Raw genomic sequence first — 26,142 nt, 5'->3', positions numbered from 1 at the left:
AAACAATTTTTATTCTATAAGATAACCTTAGTAAAAGAATATAAGTAAATTTTTGTATTAATAATATGATATTCCTTTTTTTTAATTTATGCAATATAAAATATTTTAATTTTAAGCTAATGTTTTTAGATTTTCTTTCATTCTTTATTCAGCAGATTATTTATCTCCTCTTTAGGCAAAGGCTTACTAAATACATAGCCCTGTACATAGTCGCATCCTATTTTTTTTAGTATGTTTAGTTTATTAACATCTTCAATACCTTCAGCTGTAACTTTAAGATTTAGGCTCTGAATAAGCATTATAATGCTTTCCATGACCTTTATATTTTCATCTTCTAAAAACTTATCACAAAGGGATTTATCAAGCTTAATTTTATCAATATTAAGAAATGTTAAATAGTTAAGTGATGAATATCCTGTTCCAAAGTCATCTAGTGCTACAGAAAAACCTAATTTTTTAATATATTCAATTTTCTTCATTATTTCATCTTTCTTCTCAAGCATTATACTTTCTGTAATTTCAATTTCTATAGACTTAGCATCTAATTTATATTCTTCAATAATACCTTTTAGTGTATCTATGAACTTATCATCTTTTATTTGCTTTGCAGATACATTTATAGAAACAGGCCTTATCTTAAATCCACATTCTTTCCACCTACTAATTTGCCTTGCCACTTCCTTTATAACACAATATCCAATTGGAATAATAAGGTTCGTTTCCTCTGCAATAGGTATAAATTTAGCTGGAGAAATATTAGAATTTTTAAGCCTTATAAGTGCCTCAAAAGAAGCTATTTCTCCTGATTTTGCATCAACTATCGGCTGATATAAAAGATTAATTTCATTATTTTCTACTGCTTTTTTAAGTAACCCCTCAATTTCAACCCTCTCTTTTAAAACATCTGTCATTTCATCATAAAAATATAAATACTTGTTCTTCCCTTCATACTTTGCTCTATACATTGCAGTATCAGCTTTCATAAGAAGCTCTTTTAAATTACTACCATCTTTAGGGTAAAATGCAATGCCTATACAAGCTGTAACATTAATTCCTTGAACTACAAAGGCTGATTCATGTTTAATCGCTTCAAGTATTGCCCTTGCAAATTTACTAACAATATTAATTCTATCCTCATCCTTAATTAAAATTAAAAATTCATCTCCTCCAAATCTAAAGAAAAACAATTTGTCATTAGAAAAAGTTTTAAAAATATCTCCTAATTTCTTTAATAATTCATCGCCACAAACATGTCCCATTATATCATTTACATTTTTAAAATTATCTAAATCAACAAGCATTAATGCCCCTTTGCTTCCTTTACCTAATTCTTCATTAATTATATTATTAAACATTGCTCTATTTGGAAGCCCTGTAAGCTGATCATGATATGCCATATATTCAATCTGTCTTTCTTTCTTTTTCAAATCCGTAGTATCAATAAAAATGCCATACAATCTTTTAATTATACCTTTAGAATCAAAAATCCCCCTACCAGCAATCAAAAGCCACTTGATATTTCCATTTTTATCTACAACCTTAACTTGATGGTTTATATATTCCTTCTCTCCCTCCTGATGTTTTCTAAACTTTTGAATCAATTTTTCTTTATCTTCATTTAATAAAATTTTATCTAAAACATCATGTACGTTCCCATTTCTAACTAGATTTTTCCCTAGAATATCCAGTATGTTCTCTGAAATATTTATTGTCATATTGTTTAAATCTATTTCCCAAACACCGCTATTGCTTGCTTTTATTGCAATATCATATTTTTGTTGAAGTTCCTCAATCTTTTCTGAATAGCTTTGAAGTTCATCATATTGTGCTTTTAACTCTTCCTCAGTAGCTGTAAGCTGTTCAAGACTTGCAGCTAATTCCTCATTAGATGCAGCAATTTCCTCATGGCTTTCCTTTAAATCATAAAAATACTTAGATATCCTGTCTAACATTTCATTTATGATTGATTTTAAACCTTTAAAATTATCATCCTTTTCAATATTTAGCCTATAATCCAAATTATTTTCTAAATCGATTTTGATTACATCCACCGATAAACTTTCTAATGGACGTTTAATTTTTCTATTTAAAAAGATAATTATAAAGCAGCATAATATAAATGCAATTAAAGATGATGCTATTATGTATTTTTGAGTTATGCTGTAAAAATTATCTAATGTCACTCCGACTACTAAAATACCAATTACATAATTATTATATATAATTGGCACAGTAACCTTCATAAACCTTTTACCTGATAAGCTATCCCTTATTTCTTCAACAGAGTAGCTATGATTTAAAGCTTTCTTATATGACTCATCTGCAGCTGTCAGTTTATATGTACTACCCTTTTCCATCCTTGCTAATTCCCTTAATTTAGCGTCATAATAATATGCAAAAACAACGTTTTTATTAAATCTTAAGCTATCAATCTGTTTTTGGTATTGAAATCTACCTTTTAATTTAAATATATCATCAGATAAAATTCCAACTTGAATAAAGCTTCCATCTGTATTTTTAATATATCCATATCTTAAAAATCTGTCTGATTCTGTATCCTTTCTGATATCTTCTTCAACATATATTTTTAAATTAGAATTCATAAATTTTTCTATTGGGTGGTTCTTTGGGACTTTAAAACCAACATATTCATCAATATTTGAATACAATATTACTCCATCTTTACTAAACCAATTTATTTCATAAACATCAAAATCTTTAGCTAATTTTTTTAAAAAGCTGCTGCTTGGTTTTTGTGAGCTTAAGATAATAGCTTGCCCTATAACTTTAATTCTGTTTTCAACAGCTTCATCAATAGCTTCCAATGATAAACTATTACTTTCTATTTGTTCTGCAAGCATCTTTGTAATATCAATTCCATAATATTTTGCTCCTTCAATTAATATCCTTATCCCAAAAAAAGATGAAATAACGCCTACTCCCATTACCGAAATAAAAGCTACGATAAGAGGTATTAATATCATTCCTTTAAAATTTATTACTTTATTATCTAAGCCCATAATATTTCCTCACTATCATCATAAAAATATCTTCTAACCATATTTTATCATATAATCGATAAAATTCTACATTTATCTTGTTTTTTTACTTTTACCAAATTATTTTTTTAACTTTATAGAAATACTTTATAGCATCCTTATTAAAACACAGTAAGAACCCCGTGAATGGATTTCAAAAAAGCATCTCTCATGAGCTTTAGCAAAATGATTAAGTGCATGGAAATCCTTCATGGGGGCTTAACAAAAACAAACTTTTTTAACAGCCTAAAAAAAGGCAGTTAAGAAAACATTTGTTTTCATAAACTGCCTTTTAAATTTAAATATTAAAATTTATTTATTTTACATTCTTTTTAAGCACTGATATTAACAATGCTGTTACAACTGTACCTGCAGCAATTGCTATAATATATAATCCTAAATTAGTTATAGCATTTGGAATTGCAAGAACAAATATCCCTCCATGTGGAACAGCAAGTGCAGATTTAAAAATCATACTTAATGCTCCAGTAACAGCTGAACCAACCATTATTGAAGGAATAACCCTTATTGGATCTGCAGCTGCAAATGGTATTGCACCTTCTGTTATAAAGGAAATTCCAAGAGCCCATGCTGTTTTACCTGCTTCAATTTCCTGAGCAGTAAATTTATTCTTTGCTATTATAGTAGCAAGTGCAAGACCAAGTGGAGGAGTCATTCCAGCAGCCATAACAGCTGCCATAACCATTGAGGGCTGTCCGCTTGATAATGTTGCAACACCAAAAGTATACGCTGCTTTATTTACAGGACCTCCCATATCAAATGCCATCATAAGTCCAAGAATGATTCCGAGAAGCACAGAGTTTGTTCCACTTAAATTCTTAAGCCATGCAGCCATTCCATTATTGATTGCTGCAACTGGTTTACCAATAATATAAATCATAAAAAGTCCTATAATAAGAGTAGATAATAATGGTAATATTAGTACAGGCATTAAACCTTGAAGAGTTTTTGGCAATTTAATTGTTTTCTTTAAGAAATCAACAAGATATCCTGCAGCAAAACCTGCTATAATACCTCCAAGAAAACCTGATCCAGTTGATGATGCAAGCATACCACCAACCATACCTGGAACAAGACCTGGTCTGTCAGCTATTGAATATGCAATATATCCTGCCAATATCGGAATCATTAACGAAAATGCCGAGCCTCCACCAATTTGCATCAAGGCTGCTGGAAGAGTTCCTTCTTGTTTGAATGCATTAATACCAAAAGCAAAGGATAATGCTATTATAATTCCACCTGCAACAACAAAGGGAATCATAAATGAAACACCTGTCATAAGATGCTTGTAAGGTCCTTTAGTTTCGGATTTTCTCTGCTCCTTAATTTTATTAACTTCTTCAACAAGATCACTGGTCATAACCTTTGCAGTCTTTGCTTTTTCGATAAGTGCCTTAGGATTTTTGATAGCTTCCTGTACACCTACTTCAATTAGAGGCTTTCCTACAAACCTTTCCTTTGAAACATTTGTGTCTGCTGCGATTATTACAGCATTAGCCTCCTTAATATCCTTTTCTGTTAACTCATTTTCTGCTCCTACAGAACCTTGTGTTTCAACTTTAATTTCAACGCCCATTTCCTTAGCAGCCATTTCAAGTGCTTCTGCAGCCATGTAAGTGTGAGCTATACCCGTCGGACAGGATGTAATAGCCACAATTTTCATACATATTTCCCCCTATCTTTTTTATTTTTTATATTAATTTATTTTAGAGCCTCAATTATTTCATTAAAGGTTTCTGCATTAAGCAATTTTTCCCTTACTTCCCTATGCATAAGCTTTCTTGATATCTGACCTAATAACCTCAAATGTTCATCATTTGAATTTTCAGGTACTGCAATTATAAAGAAAAGCTGTGCTGGCAGTCCATCTAATGATCCATACTCTATTCCTTCCTTGCTTCTTCCAAAAGCAATTGAAGGCTCTTTAACTGCACTGCTCTTTCCATGGGGTATTGCTATTCCCATTCCAACACCTGTTGAAAATTCCTCTTCTCTTTTTAAAACTGCTTCAATATATTTTTCCTTGTCATAAAGTTTATCATTTTCATAAAGCAGCTCTGCAAGTTCCCTTATAACTGATATCTTATCCTTTGAATCAAGCTGCAACTTTATCATTTTTTCGTTCATAATTTCTGCTATATTCATTTTCTTCTCTCCTTTACATATTAATCTCTACAATCTCAATTTTGTTAATAAGCTCATTTATAACTTCATATTCAGCTGTCTGTGTACCTTCTGTCATAACGTTTGCTGTACTTGTAGCTGCTGCAAACCTTAAAGCATAATCCATTTCATAATTTCTCTCAATCGAAAGTGCTAAGGCTGCTACCATAGAATCACCTGCACCAACAGTGCTTTTTACATCTACTTTTAGCCCCTTTGCCTTTAAAACTTTATCTTTGCTAACCATTACAGAACCATTCTCACCAAGGGAAACAACTACATATTTAACTCCCATAGCTATTACTTTCCTGCAAACCTCAATAAGCACTAAGTCATTGTCAATTTTTATGTTGAATGCCTTTTCAAGCTCATACTTATTTGGCTTTACAAGATATGGTGAAGCTTTAATCCCCTCAGTAAAGAGCTCTCCTTCAGCATCAAGTATTACTTTAACATTTTTAGGTGAAACATACTCGATGATATCTTTGTACGTGCTGCTTCCTAAACCATTTGGTATACTCCCTGATAATACAAGTACAGAGTTTTCATAAGCAGCATCTAATATTTTTTTCATAATTTTTTCTAAGTCCTTTTGACTTACAGTAGGGCCTGCTTCATTTATATCTGTAAAAGTATTATTTATAGTATCTACAATTTTAATATTTGTTCTTATATCGCTATTTATCCATAAAAAATCATTTTTAATTCCAATAGCATCTAAATATTCTTTTATATATTCTCCACTTTTTCCACCAATAAATCCAAAAGCAGTACTTTCCCCCTTTAATTCTTTTACTGTTTTAGAAACGTTAATTCCCTTTCCTCCTGCATCTACTCTTAAAGATTCTACCCTATTTACTTGTCCAACACTAAAATTAGGAATCCTAAGGGTTTTGTCAACAGCTGGATTCAATGTAACAGTAAAAATCATTAATTTACCTCCAATTCTGATATAGTAAGTTCAACTCCTGCTTTTTCAAATTGTTTTTTAATTGACTTATCAATACCACTGTCAGTAACAACAATATCGATTTCGTCAATATCAACTATTTTTGCAAAACAAACTGAGTTGAATTTTGAATGATCACAAACAACAATAATCTGCTGAGATATACTTATCAATGTTTTCTTCGTATTTGCCTCAGTTATATTTGGCGTTGTAAGCCCAAATTTTAATGATATTCCATTTGTACCTATAAAAGCCTTATCTACCCTTATATTTTTTAATGTCATATCAGTTAATGGCCCTACAAAAGCTCTTGTTTCCCATCTTAATAAACTACCTGTAACTATTACTTCAATATCTTTCTTGCTTGAAAGCTGATATGCTATATCAAGAGAATTAGTTACAACAGTCAAATTCTTTGCAGTTATGTTTTTTGCAATCTGAAGCGTGGTTGTTCCTGCATCAAGAGCTATTATATCTCCATCCTTTATAAGCTTTGCTGAAGCTTTTCCTATGCTTTCTTTCTCCTGAATATATTTGTCGGATTTTTCTGAAAATGTAGGTTCAAATTTTATACTATTATTTAGTACTGCACCTCCATGAACCCTTTTTATAAGCCCTTCTTCTTCTAATTCCTGAAGATCCTTTCTTATAGTAACTTCAGACACATCATAAATTTTTGCTAAATCAGAAACCTTAATATTACCTTGTTCCTTTAGGAGGCTTATTATCTGCATTTTTCTCTCTTCACTGAACATACAAAACTCCTCCGACATTTCAATAAAAACATTATATTTTAAATATTTAAATCCTTATGTCTAAATATTGTATCAATTTCATTTTCACTTTTGTATACTTTCATTTGATTTCATTTTATTATGTTTGCTTTCGTTTGTCAATGACTTTTTTAATTTTGTAAAACAAAATACTTTATTAGTAAACTGATTATAAATATTATCAAAATATCAAATATTTTTATGATATTCTAGGACAACCAGCTATATATTTATTTCCCTTTTATGGTGGCACTTGTAGCATTAACAGCTATCCCATCAATCAACTTACTATCTGTTGACATATATGTTATATATAGTTAATATAATATTAATAAGTGAGTGTGCATTAAAAGCTGCACAGGGATTTTATCCTACACGTGATTTATCTCACGGAGTCACTTTTTAGTGTCTTTGTGAGATTTTTTATTATTTTTTATTGGAGGGATATTATGATAAGAATTTTAAATGAAAAAGACAAACCTGTTGTTGAAGAATACCTTGAAAGAAATCACATTGACACAACTTTTTTAATAGGAAATGTTAAATATTTCGGGCTTGAAAATAAAAAAGATTTGAGAAGATGCGGAGATTATTATGGATATTTTGAAAATGGAATTTTAAAGGGTATAATACCCTTTTACAATCTTGGAAGCTGCATACCTCATTTTGAAAGCAAAAATGCTATACCGCATTTTATAGATTTAATGAAAAATAATGAGTTTAAATTTTTATTAGGGATGAAAAAATTTATTGAACCTTTATATAATGAATTAAAATCTTTAAAACAAAGTGGAAACATTAGTGATTCCTATTATTTCGTAAATAACAATTTTAAAGAATTTATAATACCTGAAGTTGAAATAAAAAGTTTCCATGAAATCGATTTAGATTGTATCACAGATTTTATAGTTGAAACAAACATAAAAGGTTTTGGAAATATGAAATATACAAAAGACGAAGCTATAAAGTCATTAAATCAAAGATCTAAAGATGAAGATTATTTGTTTTTAATTAAGGATAATCTTATCGTTGCTGGAGCAAACATTCAAACTTCAACTGATAGAATTAGTCAAATAGGTGCAGTTTACACTTTACCTGAACATAGAGGAAGGGGATACTGTAAAGCTGTTGTATCTAATCTTTGCAGTAGAATTATTTCAAAAGGAAAAATACCAACCTTAATAGTTAGAAAAAATAACATGCCTGCAGTTAAAGCATATAAAGCCCTCGGCTTTGAGTTCTATGACGAATATTTACTCATTGAATTTTAATTTTGGTAATTATCCTTGGTACCTTATCCTTGGTGCCTGGCACCGGAGATGGAGAAAAGAGAAAAAAAGTGCCACCAGTTGACAAGTTACTTTATAATTCCTTAAACCTCATATTTACTTAACCTTAAAACTTCTTTATAATTATCTTTGTCGTTTTATTTTAAGTAAATAGGAGAGAAGCATAGATGAGTATTTTAACTGTAAAGAATTTAAGCCATGGATTTGGAGACAGGGCTATATTTGAAGACGTTTCCTTTAGGCTACTTAATGGGGAGCACGTAGGTCTTATAGGTGCAAACGGAGAAGGCAAATCAACATTTATGAACATTATAACCGGCAAACTTGAGCCCGATGAAGGTACTATTGAATGGGCAAAAAGAGCACGTGTTGGATACCTTGACCAGCATACAGTGCTACAAAAAGGGCAAACTATTCGGGATGTTTTAAAATCAGCCTTTGACTATCTATTTAAACTTGAAGAGGAATACAATCAAATATGCGAAAAGTTATCAGATGTAAGCCCTGAAGAGATGGAATCCCTTCTTGAAGATATGGGAACAATTCAGGATATTTTAACTCATAACGACTTTTATATTATAGATGCAAAAGTTGAAGAAGTAGCAAGGGGACTTGGGCTTTGTGATATTGGACTTGATACAGATGTCAATGACTTAAGCGGAGGTCAAAGGACAAAGGTTCTTCTATGTAAGCTTCTTCTTGAAAAGCCGGACATACTCTTACTAGATGAGCCTACTAACTACCTTGATGAGCAGCATATCCAGTGGCTAAAAAAATATCTTTTAGATTATGAAAATGCATTCATACTTATAAGCCATGATATACCTTTTTTAAACAGCGTTGTTAATTTAATTTATCACATGGAAAATAAAAAGCTTACACGATACGTAGGAAACTATGATGATTTTGTAAGAGTCTATGAAGCTAAAAAGCAGCAGCTTGAGGCAGCATATAAAAAGCAGCAGCAGGAAATTGCAGAGCTTAAAGACTTTATAGCAAGAAATAAAGCAAGGGTTGCAACAAGAAACATGGCTATGTCAAGACAAAAAAAGCTTGAAAAGATGGAAATTATTGAGCTTGATAAGGAAAAGCCAAAACCAGAGTTTAATTTTAAAGAAGCTGGTGCATCAGGCAAATTAATATTTGAAACAAAGGATTTAGTTATAGGATACGACTCCCCCTTATCAAAACCTTTAAATCTTAAAATGGAAAGAGGGCAAAAGATTGCAATAATCGGTGCAAATGGACTTGGAAAAACAACTCTTTTAAGAAGCATTTTAGGCGAAATTAAGCCACTATCAGGCGAAGTTGAACTTGGAGATTATTTAAAAATTGGATATTTTGAGCAGGAAATTAAAGAAAACAACTATAATACCTGCATAGAAGAGATATGGAATGAGTTTCCGTCCTTTAATCAGTTTGAAGTAAGGCTTGCCCTTGCAAAATGTGGTCTTACAACAAAACACATTGAAAGTAAAGTTATGGTTTTAAGCGGCGGGGAACAGGCAAAGGTAAGATTATGTAAGCTGATTAATAAAGAAACTAATCTTCTTGTACTTGACGAGCCAACAAACCATCTTGATGTAGATGCAAAAGAGGAGCTTAAAAGAGCACTTTTAGAATATAAGGGAAGCATACTTTTAATTTGCCACGAGATGGAATTTTATACAGAAATAGTTACTGACGTATGGAACTTAGAGGCATGGACAACAAAGGTAGTATAAATACGCAGATTTAATAATATCTTTTAAAACAAATAAAGCGATTAAGAACTTTTTATAATTTTCTTAACCGCTTTATTTTTATTATTTAAATTTCACAATAAATTATTTCGCAGCTTTTGCCGCATTAACAATAGCAGTTACATAACCATAAGTATCTTCTAATGTTGCCCCACTTACTGCATCAACCATTTTTTCTTTTGTTGTTGATGAAAGTGTTGCCTCAAGCTCTGCTATTGTCTTTCCAGTTACGTATTTTCTTATTGCTTCAAAATTCTTGTCAATTGGAACTGTTGCATTTGCCTTTGTCTTCATATTTTGTGAGTAATAATCAGCATTTGTCATCTTGGAACCTAAAACATATCCTTGTGGATAGTTCTTTCCAAAATCTGCATCTGAGTTTGGAACTCCCTTTGCTGCACTTGTTGGCATATATTGATAATCATCAAAGTATGCAGCAACAATTTTGTCTCCTGCTACAGCCGCTACTGCAACTGTAAAGCATTTTGTTCCATGTGCAGCATAATCAACTTTTCCTATCTTTATATTGCTTATATCCTTTGCATCAACTTGTATTGAAACATCATCCTTCGCAGCTTTTGCCGCATTAACAATAGCAGTTACATAACCATAAGTATCTTCTAATGTTGCCCCACTTACTGCATCAACCATTTTTTCTTTTGTTGTTGATGAAAGTGTTGCCTCAAGCTCTGCTATTGTCTTTCCAGTTACGTATTTTCTTATTGCTTCAAAGTTCTTGTCAATTGGAACTGTTGCATTTGCCTTTGTCTTCATGTTCTGTGAGTAATAATCAGCATTTGTCAACTTTGAACCTAAAACATATCCTTGTGGATAGTTCTTTCCAAAATCTGCATCTGAGTTTGGAACTCCCTTTGCTGCACTTGTTGGCATATATTGATAATCATCAAAGTATGCAGCAACAATTTTGTCTCCTGCTACAGCCGCTACTGCAACTGTAAAGCATTTTGTTCCATGTGCAGCATAATCAACTTTTCCTATCTTAACCGTAACTTTTTCTTCTTTTACAGCTGATTCTTGAGTTTTTGTCTGAACTACAGTAGGACTTAGCTTTGCAAAAGTTTTTGGTCCAACTATTCCATCAACCTTAAGACCATTCTTCTTCTGGAAGCTTTTTACTGCTGCTAAAGTTTTTGGTCCAACTATTCCATCAACTTTTAGATTGTACCCGTATTTATTAAGCAATGTCTGAACAAGTTTAACATCTTCCCCACAAGAGTGAAGTGCAATAAGTCTTGTTAACTTCCCTGATAATTGTGAAACATTTGTTGTCTTTGAAACTGTTGTTTTAGGTACAGTTGTTTTTGGATTAGTTGTTGTTTTAGGAGCAGTTGTCTCTCCAGTAGTTGCAGCAGATACAACATCAACACCAAGCAATTTTGTATTTGTGCCGATTGCCATAGTTGAAAGTGTTAATGCTGTAGCTAAAACAAAGGCCACTCCTTTAACATTTTTTTTCAACGAAATCCCCCCTTTAATAGATTTATTTCAAAATAATTTTACAATTTAATTTTATTCAATTGTTAAAATTGCGTCAATGTTTATCAAATTTTTGGTCATTTTGGTCATTTTTTTATTATTGATAACAGTAAAATATAAATAAAATCATATTAAAAAATATCAAAATTAGTGGATTACTTCTTCCATAAACAAAAAAATCTTTCTAGCAAATCTAAAGTTAAAAAAAACACAAATCCAATTAGGCCCATTATGATTATTCCTGAATACATCTCAATATAATTAACTCTCATCCATGAATCCATTATAAAATAACCCATACCGTATTCTGTTCCATAAGTTTCTGTAAAAAACAATACAGAAACCGCAGTACCAGTTCCGACTCTAACTGATGTTAAAATTTCAGGAAATACTGCTGGAAATATAATGTTTTTAAATATATCATACTTTGAAGCTCCAAGGGAAAATAATGAATAATATGTTTCTTTTGGTATATTTTTTACTGAATCCCTTGCAGTCACTACTATCTGAAATACAACTATAAGAATTATCATAATTATTTTAGAAGCCTCTCCAAGCCCAAATATAAGCATAACAACTGGTAAAAGAGCAACTTTAGGAATAGGATATAAAAAATATATTATTGGTGATAAAACATCATCCCAATAATTACTATATCCCATTATAATTCCCAGCGGCATACCTATAATAAAAGACAAAAATATTCCCACAATTACCCTTCCGATACTAAAAAGGGCATGTATTAATATTTTTGAGAAAAATATATTTATTAAATGAATTAATACTTCTATTGGTCTTGGCAGTATGGGCCGATTTAGTAGCAATGATATAATATGCCAAAATATAATAATAAAAGCAACTGCATTTATATTTTTTATATATTCTTTTTTAATTTTCAATCTTCCATCCCTCTTTTATAAATTCTCTAATTTCCATTACTATGCTATAAAATTTCGGTGAGAGCCTTGGATTTTCTATTCCAAATATAGGATTATCAATTACTTTTATTATTCTCCCAGGACTATTTGAAAGTATTATAATTTTTTTCCCAACATACACAGCTTCTTCAATGCTATGTGTTACAAAAACTGAAGAAACTCTATTTTTAACCCATATTTTCAAAAAAAGCTCCTGTATTTTTTCCCTTGTTATTGCATCTAATGCAGAAAAAGGTTCATCCATAATCAATATCTCCGGCTTTAAAATAAATGAGCGGGCAATAGCTACTCTCTGCATTTGCCCACCACTTAAACTATTAGGATATTTTTCTTTCATATCTATAAGTCCAAGTTCCTTTAATATAAATTCTGCATAATGCCTGTCGAATTTTTCTTTATCCTTTATCTTTGCACCAATTACTGCATTTTCATAAACATTTTTCCAAGGCAGAAGTCCATAGTTCTGTAATACAACTCCTATTCTCGTCCTGATTGGATTAACTACCATATTATTTACTAAAACACTTCCTTCAAATTCCTTTATTATTCCTGAAAGGACATATACAAGGGTTGTTTTGCCACAGCCTGAAGGACCAATCACTGAAACAATTTCTTTATCCCCAACTTCAATATTTATATCATAAAGGGCAGTAAAACTGCCCCTATTGTTTTTATATCTTACAGTAAGGTTATCAACTTTAATCATAAGATTACCTCACTAAATTTTCATCAACTAAATCGCTGTATTTATATTCGTTTTTAATAAGCTGCTTATCTTTAAGCCATTTTATTACTTCATCAACATCTTTTTCTTTTGGCAGCACCGCCTTTGTGTATTTTGGAAGAACTATTGAATCCTTTACAGTTTCGGGAAAGCCTGCTTCTTTTATTAAAACATCTATGTAGCTGCTAACTGGTTGCTTTTGAATATATTCTACAGCCATATTATAAGCTGAATAAAAGGCTTTAATCTCTTCCTTCTTTGAATCAATAGCACTTGATGAAAAAAGAAGTACACCAGGGTTTATGTTAAGCTTATCAGTGCTGTTTAAAAGTAATGCACCATTTTTCATTGCAACTGTTGCAAGTGGATCTGGAAGTACAGCAGAATCAATTTTGCCATTCTGAAGCATTTCAAGTCTTACAGGAATTTCAGGTATAACTGTCTTTTTCACATTATCTGATGATAAGCCCCCTTCCTTTAACATCATATCGCAGGAATATTCTATTATTGTATTCTTTGAAATTGCAATGCTCTTTCCATTTAAATCATTAATACTTTTAATTCCTGAATTTTTATTTACAAGAAGCTTATAACTTCCATTTGTCATTGAAGTTATTCTGATATCAAAGCCTCCTTCCTTTGCAAAAGCAGCAGCAAGCACATCAGATACAGCACCATCAATCTTTCCAGCTTGGAAAGCACTATCCCTGTCCTTTGCACTTTTAAAATGTTCTATGTTAACCTTAATCCCAGCTTTTTCAAAGTATCCTTGCTGCTGTGCTATTATAAGGGGTATTGAATCAACATCAGGAAGTACGCCAATATTTAATTGTTTAAGTTCCTTTTTAGACTGATTACATGCTGATAGTGAAAAAACAATAATTAATAATGATAAGAACTTTAATACTTTTTTCAACTTAATCCCTCCATCTTTTTGATATATTATTTTCAATATCTAAATTATCAAGTATCCTTGACACAACGAAATTTATTATATCATCAAGGCTTTGAGGCTTATTATAAAATCCAGGTGATGCTGGAAGTATCACAGCACCACTTTTGCTTAACTTTAGCATATTCTCTAAATGAATAGTGTTAAAGGGCATCTCCCTTGGAACAACAATCAGCTTTCTTTTTTCTTTTATACAAACATCTGCTGCCCTATCAAGAAGATTTAAAGATATTCCATTTGAAATTCTACCTATTGCTGACATCGAACAGGGGGCAATTACCATCCCTTCAACTTTAAATGAACCGCTTGCAATAGGAGCAAATAAATCATTTATATCACATAAATTTACTTTTCCAAAACCCTCAAGCCTCTTTAAAACACTATTAAGCTCAAATCCCGTTTCATATTTCATTACTTTCTGGCCATTATCAGTAATTACAATAAACACCTCATTTTTTGCCTTAAGTATTTCCTCTGCAAGGCGAATACCATAGATACTGCCACTTGCACCAGTAATTCCAACTATGTACTTTTTCACTCTATCACCTCAAAAAAATGTCTGCCACAGTAAATAAAAATAGAACTACGCTTACAACTTCATTAATACTGTAAGATGCAATTTTAACATTTGAAAGATTGTTTGGGGATACTATTTTATGTTCTATGTATAAAAGTATTGCATCTATTGAAACGCCTATAAGGTATAGAAAGCCCATGTTCATTATAAAATATAAATAAACAAGAAGTAATATTGCAATAATGTGAAAAAAAGAAGAAATTTCAAGGGCATGTTTTATTCCAAACCTTACAGGTATTGAAAATAATCCTTCTTTTTTATCAAAATCATAGTCTTGAGAGCCATATATAATATCAAATCCAGCAACCCAAAACATTACAACGGCACCAAGTACAATAGAAGGCCAGCCTATTTTTCCTGTTACTGCAATCCAAGCACCAACTGGTGCACCTCCGCAGGCAATTCCAAGTATTATATGGCAAAGGTAGGTAAATCTTTTTGTATATGAATAAAAAATAAATATAATTATTGCAAGAGGTAAAAGCTTTACACAAAGAGGATTTAATTTAAATGCCGCAAGAGCCATAAGTGAAAAACTTATAATAGAAAGTATTACAACTTCATAGTTTTTTACAATGCCTTTAGGCAAATGCCGTCCAGCAGTTCTTGGATTTTTTGCATCTATATCCTTATCAATTAAGCGATTTAATGCATTAGCACCTGTTCTTGCACCAACAAACGCAACTAATATCCAAAGTACTACCTTTATCGAAGGAAGGCCTTTAGCAGCCCAAAGCATTGAAATTGCAGCAAAGGGAAGAGAAAACAAAGTATGTGAAAACATTACAAGTTCAGAATAATTTTTAAGTTTTTTAAATACCATATTCAATCCATCTCCTATCGACAAGAGATTTTATTTCCTTCGTCATTTCAACATCATCTGGCCATTCCCTTAAATGTCCTTCGCTTGTCCATTTTTTTGTTGCATCTATTCCCATCTTATGCCCATAATGGGAAAGGGGTGATGCATGGTCAAGGGCATCTAATGGGCCTTCAACAATCACTACATCCCTTGCAGCATCAATATTGTTAAAAACTTTCCATGCAACTGTCGATAGGTCATGGGGATTTATGCTCTCATCTACAACTATAATCATCTTAGTATACATCATCTGTCCCATTCCCCATAGAGAGTGCATTACTTTTTTTGCATGCCCAGGGTACCTTTTCTTAATAGATACTATAACACAGTTATGAAAAACTCCCTCAAGTGGAAAATTAATATCAACAATTTCAGGACACATTATCTTAAGAAGAGGTAGAAATATTCTTTCGGTTGCTTTTCCAAGATAACAATCCTCCATTGGAGGCTTTCCAACTACTGTTGCAGGATATACAGGATTCTTTTTTCTTGTTATACAAGTTATATGGAACACAGGATATAAATCTTTTAAAGAATAATAACCAGTATGATCTCCAAAGGGTCCCTCTTCACGGAGTTCATCAACATCAACATACCCTTCAAGTATAAATTCTGCATTTGCTGGAACATAAATATCATTTGTTTTGCATTTTACTATTTCAAGAGGAGATTTCCTTAAAAATCCTGAAAAAATCATCTCATCTATTTCCTTTGGAAGAGGTGCTGTTGCTGAATAAATGGTTGCTGGATCACACCCTAATGCAACCGATACCGGCATTCTTCCTCCGATTTTTTTATACTTTTCGTATATTTCCCTTCCGTCCTTATGAAGATGCCAGTGCATGCCTGTAGTATTTTTATCATAAACCTGAAGCCTATACATACCCATGTTTTGAAGGCCTGTTTCAGGATCTTTTGTAATTACAAGAGGCAAAGTAATAAACCTTCCTCCATCCAGTGGCCAGCATTTTAAAATTGGAAGAGTTGAAAGGTCTGCTTCCTCAACAACTTCCTGACAGGGAGCCCTATCTACTTTTTTAGGAAAAACCCTTGCCAGCCTTACAAGTTTTGGTATAGATTTAATCTTATCTATAAATCCTATATAATTTGAAACATCCATCAAATCGGTTATTACATGGGCAATATCATCTAATTTATCAACTTCAAGTGCAAGATTTAACCTTTCAAAGCTTCCAAAGGTATTGATTAAAACTGGGTACTTTGAACCCTTTACATTTTCAAATAAAAGAGCAGGCCCCTTTGACTTTGAAATTCTATCAGTTATTTCTGTAATTTCAAGTTCACTGTCTACTTCAACTTTAATTTTCTTAAGAAGTCCTCTCCTATCAAGTACATTCATAAAATCCTGAATATCCTTATAAGCCATAAAACTCAAACCTTTCATAATCTAATTCATAATCTTAAAATTAGAATTTGTTATTTTAAAGATACTTTTAAGTCCTGGTGTAATATATACTTCACGGTTTTTAGTAATAAAAATTGCCTCAACTTCCTTTAAGTTTTTAACAATTTCAAGCCCTCTATCAACCCCTGCTGCAAAAATAGTAGTTGATAAAGCATCTCCCATTATTGATTTATCAGCTATTATAGTAGTCCCTGCAAGGTTATTATCAACAGGATAGCCATTTTTAGTATCAAGTATATGGTGATATCTCTTTCCATCCTGTATAAAATATCTTTCATAAATTCCTGATGATACAACAGTTTTGTCTGAAATACTTAATATACCAATATAATCTCCTCTTTCACTAAATGGATCTTGAACCCCTATATTCCAGTTTCGGTTTTCCTTTGGATTACTTCCCATTGCAAATACATTCCCACCAAGGTTTATAATTGCATGTTCAACATTGTTCTCTTTTAAAATCCTATAAACCTCATCAGCAGCATATCCTTTAGCTATGCCCCCAAGGTCTATAATCATTCCTTTCCTTTTAAGAAATACTGTTTTGTTTTTATCATCAAGTACTATATCTTCATAGTTTACTAAAGGAAGTTTTTCATTTATTTCATTTTGAGAAGGAACCCTCGCATAATCTGTTCCAATATTCCAAAGCTTTACTATTGGACCTATAGTAATATCAAAACGTCCCTCTGAAATCTTCCCAAATTCTTTACCAGTTTTTATTACATAATAAACATCATCTGTTACTTTGACAGGCTCAATCCCTGATTTTTCATTAATTTCATCAACTTCGCTGCCCTCTGCATTTATCGTCATCCTATTTTCAATTTCCTTAAGCCTATCAAAAATCTTATCCATTAAATTTGATGGTGCCTCATCATAAATCTTAACTGTACAAACCGTTCCAAGGACAAAATCAGTCTTTTCAATTGGTTCATTTAAAACCTTAACCTTTTTTTGGCATCCAGAAAAAAATAAAGACAGGCTGATAACTAAGATTATGCATAAAATTAAAAGTCTTTTTTTGTTATGTATCATGATATCCTCCATAAAATATATTTTTATTGTTTATACATTATAAAGGCTTTAGAGGTTTCTCTAAAGCCGTATTATAAACAAGTAAACTTAATATTATTCATAGTTAAAATTTTTTAAATCATCTTTTTTGTTTTTATTTTAACATTCAATTAAAATCATCGTCAATATATTATCAATTTACACTAAATTATGTACATTTTGTTCATTTATTTCATTAATAATCATTAAATTTCAAGCATCGAGCTATATAGACATACATTAAATTATTGTTTAAAATAAAAATTAGATTTTAATATTAACTTTAAAAGTGAGGCTAAAATAATGAAAAAATTTGATATTATTATTATAATTTCATTTTTATTAATATCTATAGTATCTGCAGCTTGGTTCATGTTCTCTTCAAATAAAAAATATGAAAATACTTATGCAGAGATTTACGTTGAAGGGGTTTTATATAAGAGAATCCCTCTCACAGAAAATATGGAAGAAATGACTATCCCAATTGAAACTAAACTTGGTAAAAATGTAATCCATATATCAAATGGAAAAATAAACATGGTCGATGCCGACTGCCACGACAGAGTATGTGTTAAATCAGGAACCATCGATAAAGTAGGTGAAACAATCGTATGCCTTCCTCATAAAGTTGTTGTGGAAATAAAAGGAGAAGGTAAATCTGAAACCGATGATCTTGCATATTAAGGGGGATTTAAATGAAAAAAACACAGAAGATGCTATTTATATCAATACTTGTTGCACAGGCCTTAGTGCTTTATATAGTTGAAACTATGATACCTGTTCCCTTTATAACTCCAGGTGCAAAGCTTGGTCTTGCAAATATTATTACTGTTGTATCCCTATATTCTCTAAGCATTGCTGATACATTCCTTGTTGTTATATTAAGAATAATACTTTCAACACTTTTAGTCGGCTCCCTTTCAAGCTTTTTTTTCAGCTTATCAGGAGGAATATTGAGCCTTTTGGTGATGTTTATTTTAAAGAAGTTTGGCAAAGAAAATGTAAGCATAATTGGAGTCAGCGTTATGGGCTCCGTATTTCACAACATCGGTCAAATTTTAGTAGCCTCAATTACGGTTCAAAACATAAGAATTATTGCATACCTCCCTGTTCTTATGATAGCAGGTATTGGAACTGGCATTTTTGTTGGAATAACATCTAAATTTCTATTAGCACATCTTAAAAAACTACAGTTTACTAAAATAAATTAAAAAAAGCCTCTTCCACAAGGAATAAGGCTTTATAAGGGGGCATTATGAAAAATTCATAATATCTAAAACCTCATTAAGAGTTGGCATTGCAGGGATGGCACCTTTTTTTGTTGTTGCAAGGGCCCCAACACAGTTTGCAAATCTTATTATATCCTCCATTTCAGATTTTTCAATACTACTTATATCGCAGATACCTTTTTGGCATATTTTGTATAATACTCCTCCTAAAAATGCATCTCCAGCACCTGTTGTATCAATTACCTTTACTCTAAACCCATCTATTTTTCCTATCTCTTTTTTATATTTATAAAAGCATCCATCCTCTCCGAGAGTTACAAGAACAAGTTTTATACCCATTTTATAAAGTATACTGCTTCCTTCTTGAAGATCCCTTGTACCAGTTATAAACTCCATTTCTTCATCTGATACTTTAAGTATATCAGCATATCTTAATCCTTCAATTATCCTTTCTTTAGCATCCTTAAGGCTTTTCCATAAAGGAGGCCTTAAATTAGGATCATAAGATATTATAGCACCCTTATTTTTTGCTGCCTCTACAGCCTTTAATGTTGCACTTCTTGAAGGTTCATCGGTCATTGATATGGAACCAAAGTGGAAAATGTTTGAATTATCAATAACCTCATAATTCAAATCCTCTTCTTTTAGCATCATATCTGCTCCAGGATTTCTATAAAAGCTAAAGGACCTGTCCCCATTCTTATCAAGGTGAACAAAAGCAAGTGTTGTATTAACATTCTCTGAAAATTTAAGGCCTGAAACATCTACACCATTATCTTTTAAAACATCCCTTAAGAAAAATCCAAACTGATCCTTTCCAACCATCCCAACAAATGCTGTCTTTTTTCCTAATCTTGAAACTGCAACAAGCACATTAGCTGGTGCACCTCCAGGGTTTTTTTGAAATAGATCATTTCCAGTATTAGAAACTCCTGCAGGAGTAAAATCAATTAGAAGCTCTCCAAGTGCTGCAACATCAAACATATTTTGCCCTCCTATTTATATATCATTTTTTCTTTTTCTTTAAAATATCAACATATACAGCAAGAAGTATTACAACACCTTTAGCTATAAGCTGCCAAAATGAATTGATATTTAAAAGATTCAATCCATTATTTAATACTCCTATTACTAAAACTCCAAGCACAGTCCCACCAATTTTACCTATTCCACCCATCATACTTGTTCCACCAAGTACGCAAGCAGCAATAGCATCAAGCTCAAACCCTACTCCTACAGTAGGCTGACCAGAATACATCCTTGCACAGAGAACAATTCCGCTAAAACCAGATAAAAATCCAATTATTGTATATACAGCTATTTCAATCTTTTTAATATTTATACCTGAAAATCTTGCTGCATCACGATTTCCACCAACAGCATATACATATCTTCCAAACTTTGTTTTATTCATCAATATATACATTGTAACTAAAAAGATTAGTGTATATATTACTGGAAGAGGTATTGGCCCTAAATAGCCATTACCAATAAAGTTAAATTGTTCATTCATTGTTCTAACAGGCATACCACCTGTATAAACGTAGGCAGCCCCTCTTGCTATATTATACATTGCAAGGGTTACAATAAAAGGTGGTATTCCAGTTTTTGCTATAACAATTCCATTAAACAAACCAAGACTTATTCCTATAATGATACCTATAATAACAGATGTTATAACAGGCATATTATTAAACGTTATAAGCCCTGCTGTTATAGTTCCTGATAAAGCAAGTATAGAACCTACTGAAAGATCAATTCCATTTATTATAATTGCAAGAGTCATTCCAAATGCAAGGTTTGCATTTGTCGATACCTGTCTTAATACATTTATTATATTTTCCTTTGTTAAAAATGCAGGAGATAATATACTTAAAATAGTACACATTACTGCAAGACCAATTATTATTCCAAGGTTTTCTTTTATATATTTTACCACACTATTTTTGAGAATATATGTTAATATTAAGTTGTTTTTATTTTTTGTAACACTAGCTTGCATAGCTAACACCTCCAGTTGCAAAATGCATTATTTTTTCCTGTTTTAAATCATTTCTATCAATTATTCCCGTAATTTTACCTCTATACATTACAATTACCCTGTCACTCATATTGATTATTTCAGGTAGGTCTGAAGAAATCATAATAATACTAACGCCTTGTGAAGCAAGCATGTCCATAATTGAGTATATCTCTGCCTTTGCCCCAACATCAACGCCTCTTGTCGGCTCATCGAGTATCAACACTTTTGGCTTTGTGGCAAGCCATTTTGCAATTACAATTTTTTGCTGATTTCCACCACTTAAATTCCCAACTATTTGTTCAATCGTAGGCGTTTTAATATTAAGTTTATTTATATATTCAAGAGCAATTGACTCTTCTTTTTCTTTGTCTACCTTAATCAATTTTAAAAACTGATTAAGCACTGTAAGAGTAATGTTGTATCCAACTCCTCTGATTAAAACAAGCCCCTGTTGTTTCCTATCTTCTGGAACAAGAACTATCCCATTATTCATTGCATCAAGTGGAGATTTAATATCAATCTCTTTTCCTTCAATCATTATCTTACCTGAATCTATTCTATCGATTCCAAATATCGCTCTTGCAAGTTCAGTCCTTCCTGCACCTACAAGTCCGGATATTCCAAGTATTTCACCTTTTCTAAGATTAAAACTTATATCATTTAATATATTTCCTCTCTTAATATTTCTAACTTCAAGAATATTTTCCCCTAATGGCCTTATAGTTCTTTTATATAAATCCTTAAGCTCCCTGCCAACCATCATTGAGATTAATTCTTCCCTATTTGTTAAGGCTGTATCTCTTGTGCCTATATATTTACCATCCCTTATAACAGTTACCCTGTCAGAAATCTTAAATAGTTCTTCTAATCTGTGAGAAATATATATAACCGATATATTTCTACTTTTTAAATCAAGTATAGTATTAAAAAGCATTTCAGTTTCTTTTTCAGTTAGAGAAGATGTTGGCTCATCCATTACTATTATTTCCGAATCAGTAGAAAGAGCCTTTGCAATTTCAACCATTTGCTGCTGAGCAATACTTAAATCTTTAACAATTGTTTCAGCTTTTATATCAAGGCCTAAAGAATCTAATATCATCTGTGCATCCTTATTAATTTCCTTCGCCTTTAAAAATCCTGTCCTTCCAATAGCCTTTTCTCTTCCCAAAAATATATTTTCTGCTACTGTCATATATGGTACAAGGCACAATTCCTGATGTATTACACTAATACCCAAAGATTGCGATGTTCTTACACTATCAATATTACATTTCTTGCCTTTTATATAAATATCACCATCATCTACTTGATAAATTCCAGCAAGTATTTTTATAAGAGTAGATTTTCCAGCACCATTCTCTCCAAGAAGTGCATGAACTTCACCATATCTTAATTCAAAATCTACCCCATTTAATGCATAAACCCCTGGAAACCTTTTGTGTATATTGCTCATTTTAAGGATAGTATCCTTCATTATGTCTTCACCTCTTCTAATTAAATTTAAAGTTTTGCCCGAATTAATCGGGCAAAACTTACATGTATCATTACTGCCATCCATCTACTCCAAACTGGTCAACATTGTCCTTTGTTATAAGAGTAACTGGTACGTATATTTTATGTTCAACACTTTCTCCTTTTAAGAGCTTATATGCAGTTTCTGCAGCTGTCTTTCCTATATTCTTTGGTGACTGTGCTGCTGTTCCTGTCATCTTTCCTTCTTTTATCATCTTCTTTGCTTCTGGAGCACCATCAACACCGTATATTAAAACTCCTTTATCCCTCTTTGCAGCCTGAAGTGCAGCTAATGCTCCTAAAGCTGTTGGGTCATTAAGTCCCATAACAACATCAATCTGTTTATTTGCCTGAATTATGTTCTCCATAACTGGCATTGCCTGCTCAAGTTGTCCATTAGATGATTGCTTTGCTATTATCTTATAGTTTGGATTACCCTTTACTGTATCTTCAAAGGCCTTTGTTCTGTCAATTGCTGATTTTGCAGTTGGATGTTCAAGAAGAACAACATTTGCTTTGCTTAATCTTTTCATAACATCCTGTGCTACTAGTACACCAGCGTTATAATTATCTGATGCTACAATACATGAAACTAAATCCTCATCATATACAGGAGCATCAACATTTATAACTGGTATTCCTGCTTTCTTTGCAGCTTCAAGGGCTGGTTTTATTCCTTTCCAGTCTACAGGGTTTAAGAATATAGCATCAACTTTTTGTGCAATAAGGTCTTCAATCTGGCTAATCTGCTTGTTCAAATCAAGTGCAGGATCAAGAGCAACAAGTGAGTCCCCATTTGCTTCAACAACTGATTTAATACCATCATTTAATGCAATAAAGAATGGATTGTTCATTGTCATGTAAGTTGCACCAAACTTGTACTGCTTTTTGGCAGGCTCTGTACTCTGTGATGTTTGCTGCTGGTTACTTTGAGATGTTTGCTGTGTACTTGTATTTTTAGAACCACAGCCTGTAAAGAGCGAAAACACTAATGCAGCTGTTAAAAGAATTGCCAATACTTTTTTAAACATATAAATCCCCCTTTTTTTCTTTTATAGGCATCCTGTGCCGTTGTTTTTATAATATAAAAATTTTTAAGAATATTCACATATAATTTGTCACAACTTATTTATTACATTTGTCATATAGGGCATGATATATGTAAATATTAAAAAGCCCTGCAAAGTAGCAGAGCTTTTAATATTTATCTACATTATTTTTATCTATAAGTATTACAGGCACCTTTATTTCATGTTCAATTTTCTCACCAGCTAACTTTCTTAAAGCTGCTTCAGCTGCTATTTTCCCTATTTCCTTTGGAAACTGTGCAGCAGTTGCTATCATCTTTCCTTGCTTAATCATCTTTTTTGCATTTTGAGAACCGTCAACTCCATATACTAGTACATTTTTTAAACGACCAGCTTTTTCAAGAGCTGCAATTGCCCCCATAGCTGTGGGATCATTAAGGCACATAACTGCATCTATCTGTTTATTCATTTTTAAAAGGCTCTCCATTGCAGGCATAGCCTTTTCAATCTGGCCGTCTGATGCTCTTCTGCCAACAATTTTTATATCTGGATATTCCTTTATAGTGTTTTCATAAGCTTCTATTCTGTCAATTGCAGATTTTACAGAAGGATGTTCAAGTATTACAACATTTCCCTTTCCATTTAATCTTTTAATCATATCCTTTGCACAAAGCACACCTGCATTATAGTTATCAGATACAACAGTACATTCAACAAGTTCATCATCATAAACTGGTGCATCAACAACAATTACAGGAATGTTGGCACGTTTTGCAATTTCAAGTGCAGGTTTTATCTCCTTCCAATCTACCGGGTTTAAAAAAATAACATCAACTCTTTCATAAACTAATTCTTTAATCTGCTGTATCTGTTTTTGTATATCAAGCTGTGGATCAAGAGTTATAAGTTTTCCTCCGTTTTTCTCTACAACATCTTTTATTCCATTGTTCAGTTCAACAAAAAATGGATTATTAAAAGTCATGTAGGAAGCACCAAATTTATACTTCTTAATATTGCTTACTTTTTCATTATTTATGCAGCTTGTTGAAAACAGCATAAATATTATTATTAAAAATAAGGCTATTCTTTTAATCATATAATCCCCTCTATTGATTTAAAAAATCATTTAATTCGGAGTTTAGCTTTATCAAAGTATCTTCCACTTCTTTATCCCCTTTTATTATTTGATAAATCTCTCTATCTGCAATTTCTACAGCCTCATCATATTTATGAAATCTCGGTGGGACTACAGACTGCTCTACTACATCACTTAAAACTTTAGTATCAACAGATATCTCCTCTTCCGGATTATATTTTAAAAGCTCTTCCTCGGCTTTTTTTGATTCTGTAACATCTCTTAAAACAGGTATGCCATGGGAATACCTTAATACATCCATTTGAATTTCATCATTATATGTAATGAATTTTAAAAACTCCCATGCCTCTTTTGTATGTTTTGTTCTTGAACTTATTCCAAATAACATAGCATTTAATTCCGATGCATTCCTACCATTTGGTCCCCTTGGAAGTTTTATGCACTCCCAATCAAACTGAGCATACTTTATTATTCTATATGGATAAGTTTTATATGCTTTATATGCAGAAAATGAAAAGGGCCTGAATGCAACTCTGCCGTTATCAAAGTCCTCAAGATTAACTTTAAAATTCTGGTTTAAATCGTTTAAAGCCTTAACAAATTTTACTGCCTCAATAACTCCTTTACTGTCAAACATAGCCTTTTTTCCACTTTGATCAAAAAACTGCTCTCCATTTGTATATACAGCTATTTTCCAATTGAAACCTACAGAACCAAATTGGTCTATTTTTCCGTCACCATCTGTATCCTTAGTTATTTTCCTGCAAATATTATAAAAATCCTCCCACGTCCAGTTTCCCTTTGGAACTTGAATTCCTTCTTTTTTAAGAAGAGTTTTATTTACAAACATAAGCTGTGGATCAAGTTCCTTTGGTATTGCATATTGAACTCCCTGAAACTGGCCGAATTTTATTGCATTCAAATACATCCTGTTAATGTTAAAACTTTTGTCCCTTTTTATAAGCTCATCAAGATTTTTCATAATTCCAATTGATGCAAAGGTATTAAAATCCCCAGGCAATACACAAAATACATCTGGTTCATCCCCATTTATAATCTTTTGTGCAAGCCATTCTGAATAGTCATTTTTTAATGTTCCGCTCCTATACTTTATCCTTATATTAGGATGGAGATTTTGAAATTTTTCTATTGCCTCATCAAAGGTTTTATAGCTCTGCCAGTTAGGAACATCATACATGCTTCCTGCAAAAATTCCAAGTTCAAGCACTACTATATTATTCAATTTT

Annotated in this window: 23 protein-coding genes; 4 read left to right on the top strand and 19 right to left on the bottom strand. The window is 31.9% G+C overall.

Going from position 1 to position 26,142, the window contains the following annotated elements:
- Positions 1-137: 137 nt before the first annotated feature.
- From FDN13_RS12275 to FDN13_RS12255, 5 genes are all read right to left on the bottom strand, one after another.
- Entirely contained in the window at positions 138-3,020 is a 2,883-nt protein-coding gene (locus tag FDN13_RS12275; protein WP_138980653.1) for an EAL domain-containing protein, read from the bottom strand.
- A gap of 334 nt (positions 3,021-3,354) precedes the next feature.
- Entirely contained in the window at positions 3,355-4,722 is a 1,368-nt protein-coding gene (locus FDN13_RS12270; RefSeq protein ID WP_138980652.1) for a PTS fructose transporter subunit IIC, read from the bottom strand.
- Between the two features lie 38 nt (positions 4,723-4,760).
- Positions 4,761-5,204 carry a PTS sugar transporter subunit IIA gene (locus FDN13_RS12265; RefSeq protein WP_138980651.1) on the bottom strand — a complete coding sequence of 148 codons (444 nt, stop codon included), beginning with the start codon at positions 5,202-5,204 and terminating at the stop codon, positions 4,761-4,763.
- Between the two features lie 13 nt (positions 5,205-5,217).
- Positions 5,218-6,153: a 1-phosphofructokinase gene (pfkB, locus tag FDN13_RS12260; RefSeq protein WP_138980650.1), complete on the bottom strand. Its 936-nt coding sequence runs from the start codon at positions 6,151-6,153 to the stop codon at positions 5,218-5,220.
- On the bottom strand, positions 6,153-6,926 hold the full coding sequence (locus tag FDN13_RS12255; RefSeq protein WP_138980649.1) for a DeoR/GlpR family DNA-binding transcription regulator: 774 nt from the start codon (positions 6,924-6,926) through the stop codon (positions 6,153-6,155). Before FDN13_RS12255 ends, pfkB begins: the two co-directional genes overlap by 1 nt.
- A gap of 467 nt (positions 6,927-7,393) precedes the next feature.
- On the opposite strand from FDN13_RS12255, the gene FDN13_RS12250 reads away from it, so the two are divergent.
- The gene (locus FDN13_RS12250; RefSeq protein WP_138980648.1) at positions 7,394-8,215 is read left to right on the top strand and encodes a GNAT family N-acetyltransferase; all 822 of its coding nucleotides are present in this window, start codon (positions 7,394-7,396) and stop codon (positions 8,213-8,215) included.
- 185 nt (positions 8,216-8,400) lie between these two features.
- Complete coding sequence (locus FDN13_RS12245) at positions 8,401-9,957, top strand: ABC-F family ATP-binding cassette domain-containing protein (protein ID WP_138980647.1); 1,557 nt, start codon at positions 8,401-8,403, stop codon at positions 9,955-9,957.
- Positions 9,958-10,059: 102 nt separating this feature from the next.
- Here FDN13_RS12245 and FDN13_RS14545 read toward each other — a convergent pair whose 3' ends face one another.
- The 8 genes from FDN13_RS14545 to FDN13_RS12205 form a co-directional block, all read right to left on the bottom strand.
- A complete protein-coding gene (locus FDN13_RS14545) occupies positions 10,060-11,454 on the bottom strand; it encodes a peptidoglycan-binding domain-containing protein (protein WP_305781721.1) in 1,395 nt (464 codons plus the stop codon).
- 173 nt (positions 11,455-11,627) lie between these two features.
- Positions 11,628-12,182, bottom strand: coding sequence for an ABC transporter permease (locus tag FDN13_RS12235; RefSeq protein WP_243120223.1), 555 nt, complete (start codon positions 12,180-12,182; stop codon positions 11,628-11,630).
- A gap of 178 nt (positions 12,183-12,360) precedes the next feature.
- Positions 12,361-13,116 (bottom strand): ABC transporter ATP-binding protein, encoded by a 756-nt coding sequence (locus FDN13_RS12230; RefSeq protein ID WP_138980646.1) that lies wholly within the window; start codon positions 13,114-13,116, stop codon positions 12,361-12,363.
- 4 nt (positions 13,117-13,120) lie between these two features.
- A complete protein-coding gene (locus tag FDN13_RS12225; protein WP_138980645.1) occupies positions 13,121-14,050 on the bottom strand; it encodes an ABC transporter substrate-binding protein in 930 nt (309 codons plus the stop codon).
- Position 14,051: 1 nt separating this feature from the next.
- Positions 14,052-14,624: a UbiX family flavin prenyltransferase gene (locus FDN13_RS12220; RefSeq protein WP_138980644.1), complete on the bottom strand. Its 573-nt coding sequence runs from the start codon at positions 14,622-14,624 to the stop codon at positions 14,052-14,054.
- A 4-nt stretch (positions 14,625-14,628) separates the two neighbouring features.
- Positions 14,629-15,486: a UbiA-like polyprenyltransferase gene (locus FDN13_RS12215; RefSeq protein WP_138980643.1), complete on the bottom strand. Its 858-nt coding sequence runs from the start codon at positions 15,484-15,486 to the stop codon at positions 14,629-14,631.
- The gene (locus FDN13_RS12210) at positions 15,476-16,912 is read right to left on the bottom strand and encodes a menaquinone biosynthesis decarboxylase (protein WP_138981101.1); all 1,437 of its coding nucleotides are present in this window, start codon (positions 16,910-16,912) and stop codon (positions 15,476-15,478) included. Before FDN13_RS12210 ends, FDN13_RS12215 begins: the two co-directional genes overlap by 11 nt.
- A gap of 21 nt (positions 16,913-16,933) precedes the next feature.
- Positions 16,934-17,989, bottom strand: coding sequence for an FAD:protein FMN transferase (locus FDN13_RS12205; RefSeq protein ID WP_138980642.1), 1,056 nt, complete (start codon positions 17,987-17,989; stop codon positions 16,934-16,936).
- 321 nt (positions 17,990-18,310) lie between these two features.
- Between FDN13_RS12205 and FDN13_RS12200 the strand changes: the two genes are divergently transcribed.
- Both FDN13_RS12200 and FDN13_RS12195 read left to right on the top strand, forming a co-directional pair.
- Positions 18,311-18,691 (top strand): NusG domain II-containing protein, encoded by a 381-nt coding sequence (locus FDN13_RS12200; protein WP_138980641.1) that lies wholly within the window; start codon positions 18,311-18,313, stop codon positions 18,689-18,691.
- A gap of 11 nt (positions 18,692-18,702) precedes the next feature.
- A complete protein-coding gene (locus FDN13_RS12195; protein WP_138980640.1) occupies positions 18,703-19,218 on the top strand; it encodes a Gx transporter family protein in 516 nt (171 codons plus the stop codon).
- Positions 19,219-19,260: 42 nt separating this feature from the next.
- On the opposite strand, the gene FDN13_RS12190 is transcribed toward FDN13_RS12195, so the two are convergent.
- The 6 genes from FDN13_RS12190 to FDN13_RS12165 all read right to left on the bottom strand — a co-directional run bounded on the left by FDN13_RS12190 (position 19,261) and on the right by FDN13_RS12165 (position 26,138).
- Entirely contained in the window at positions 19,261-20,220 is a 960-nt protein-coding gene (locus FDN13_RS12190) for a PfkB family carbohydrate kinase (RefSeq protein WP_138980639.1), read from the bottom strand.
- Positions 20,221-20,242: 22 nt separating this feature from the next.
- The gene (locus FDN13_RS12185) at positions 20,243-21,238 is read right to left on the bottom strand and encodes an ABC transporter permease (RefSeq protein WP_138980638.1); all 996 of its coding nucleotides are present in this window, start codon (positions 21,236-21,238) and stop codon (positions 20,243-20,245) included.
- Positions 21,228-22,733 (bottom strand): sugar ABC transporter ATP-binding protein, encoded by a 1,506-nt coding sequence (locus tag FDN13_RS12180; protein ID WP_207670889.1) that lies wholly within the window; start codon positions 22,731-22,733, stop codon positions 21,228-21,230. The genes FDN13_RS12185 and FDN13_RS12180 overlap by 11 nt, the downstream gene beginning before the upstream one ends.
- A 70-nt stretch (positions 22,734-22,803) precedes the next feature.
- The gene (locus FDN13_RS12175) at positions 22,804-23,802 is read right to left on the bottom strand and encodes a sugar ABC transporter substrate-binding protein (protein ID WP_138980637.1); all 999 of its coding nucleotides are present in this window, start codon (positions 23,800-23,802) and stop codon (positions 22,804-22,806) included.
- A 166-nt stretch (positions 23,803-23,968) separates the two neighbouring features.
- Positions 23,969-24,895 carry a sugar ABC transporter substrate-binding protein gene (locus tag FDN13_RS12170; RefSeq protein ID WP_207670888.1) on the bottom strand — a complete coding sequence of 309 codons (927 nt, stop codon included), beginning with the start codon at positions 24,893-24,895 and terminating at the stop codon, positions 23,969-23,971.
- A gap of 10 nt (positions 24,896-24,905) precedes the next feature.
- Positions 24,906-26,138: an ABC transporter substrate-binding protein gene (locus tag FDN13_RS12165; RefSeq protein ID WP_207670887.1), complete on the bottom strand. Its 1,233-nt coding sequence runs from the start codon at positions 26,136-26,138 to the stop codon at positions 24,906-24,908.
- Positions 26,139-26,142: the final 4 nt, after the last annotated feature.

The sequence above is a fragment of the Caloramator sp. E03 genome (assembly GCF_006016075.1).
In the GTDB taxonomy this organism is placed as follows: domain Bacteria; phylum Bacillota; class Clostridia; order Clostridiales; family Caloramatoraceae; genus Caloramator_B.
Note: the sequence above shows the minus strand (reverse complement) of the source record. Positions and strands in the feature narration are given on the sequence as shown.

Excerpts from the sequence above, each read along its gene's own strand:
- FDN13_RS12210 (WP_138981101.1), bottom strand. The coding sequence starts at position 16,912 with ATGGCTTATAAGGATATTCAGGATTTTATGAATGTACTTGATAGGAGA.
- FDN13_RS12175 (WP_138980637.1), bottom strand. The coding sequence starts at position 23,802 with ATGTTTAAAAAAGTATTGGCAATTCTTTTAACAGCTGCATTAGTGTTT.
- FDN13_RS12230 (WP_138980646.1), bottom strand. The coding sequence starts at position 13,116 with ATGATTAAAGTTGATAACCTTACTGTAAGATATAAAAACAATAGGGGC.
- FDN13_RS12200 (WP_138980641.1), top strand. The coding sequence starts at position 18,311 with ATGAAAAAATTTGATATTATTATTATAATTTCATTTTTATTAATATCT.
- FDN13_RS12185 (WP_138980638.1), bottom strand. The coding sequence starts at position 21,238 with ATGCAAGCTAGTGTTACAAAAAATAAAAACAACTTAATATTAACATAT.
- FDN13_RS12195 (WP_138980640.1), top strand. The coding sequence starts at position 18,703 with ATGAAAAAAACACAGAAGATGCTATTTATATCAATACTTGTTGCACAG.
- FDN13_RS12190 (WP_138980639.1), bottom strand. The coding sequence starts at position 20,220 with ATGTTTGATGTTGCAGCACTTGGAGAGCTTCTAATTGATTTTACTCCT.
- FDN13_RS12170 (WP_207670888.1), bottom strand. The coding sequence starts at position 24,895 with ATGATTAAAAGAATAGCCTTATTTTTAATAATAATATTTATGCTGTTT.
- FDN13_RS12180 (WP_207670889.1), bottom strand. The coding sequence starts at position 22,733 with ATGAAGGATACTATCCTTAAAATGAGCAATATACACAAAAGGTTTCCA.
- pfkB (WP_138980650.1), bottom strand. The coding sequence starts at position 6,153 with ATGATTTTTACTGTTACATTGAATCCAGCTGTTGACAAAACCCTTAGG.
- FDN13_RS12270 (WP_138980652.1), bottom strand. The coding sequence starts at position 4,722 with ATGAAAATTGTGGCTATTACATCCTGTCCGACGGGTATAGCTCACACT.
- FDN13_RS12255 (WP_138980649.1), bottom strand. The coding sequence starts at position 6,926 with ATGTTCAGTGAAGAGAGAAAAATGCAGATAATAAGCCTCCTAAAGGAA.
- FDN13_RS12215 (WP_138980643.1), bottom strand. The coding sequence starts at position 15,486 with ATGGTATTTAAAAAACTTAAAAATTATTCTGAACTTGTAATGTTTTCA.
- FDN13_RS12275 (WP_138980653.1), bottom strand. The coding sequence starts at position 3,020 with ATGGGCTTAGATAATAAAGTAATAAATTTTAAAGGAATGATATTAATA.
- FDN13_RS12250 (WP_138980648.1), top strand. The coding sequence starts at position 7,394 with ATGATAAGAATTTTAAATGAAAAAGACAAACCTGTTGTTGAAGAATAC.
- FDN13_RS12205 (WP_138980642.1), bottom strand. The coding sequence starts at position 17,989 with ATGATACATAACAAAAAAAGACTTTTAATTTTATGCATAATCTTAGTT.
- FDN13_RS12245 (WP_138980647.1), top strand. The coding sequence starts at position 8,401 with ATGAGTATTTTAACTGTAAAGAATTTAAGCCATGGATTTGGAGACAGG.
- FDN13_RS12265 (WP_138980651.1), bottom strand. The coding sequence starts at position 5,204 with ATGAATATAGCAGAAATTATGAACGAAAAAATGATAAAGTTGCAGCTT.